The following is a 294-nucleotide window of genomic DNA, read 5'->3' as shown; positions in this document are numbered from 1 at the left end:
AATAATGGAAGGTGATTTAATGCTATGACCCTTCTCAAGAGGTAGCTCAAGATGATTCTAGACACACAGCAACTACTATTAGTGCCAATCACCGAAACGGATTGGCCACTTTTTCAGACGCTTCATACGATACCGGCTGTGATCGAAAAATGTTTTGATGCGCCATCTGACGATGAATTAAAAGCAAAATTTCACGCGCGTCTTCAGGCCTGGACACCTGAAAGCGGAGCATGGTTAACTCTGGTCATCAAAGAAAAAGCGTCAGGTGAAAAAGTCGGCATTACTGGCTTTTTC

Annotated in this window: 1 protein-coding gene; it reads left to right on the top strand. The window is 43.5% G+C overall.

All coding sequences use genetic code 11. The annotated features are described in order from the left end of the window. Window positions 1–51: 51 nt before the first annotated feature. On the top strand, window positions 52–294 hold a 243-nt coding region (locus ACYP03_RS25575; RefSeq protein ID WP_459782614.1), incomplete at its 3' end, for a GNAT family N-acetyltransferase.

This window comes from Photobacterium sp. R1, from assembly GCF_054600795.1.
Note: the sequence above shows the minus strand (reverse complement) of the source record. Positions and strands in the feature narration are given on the sequence as shown.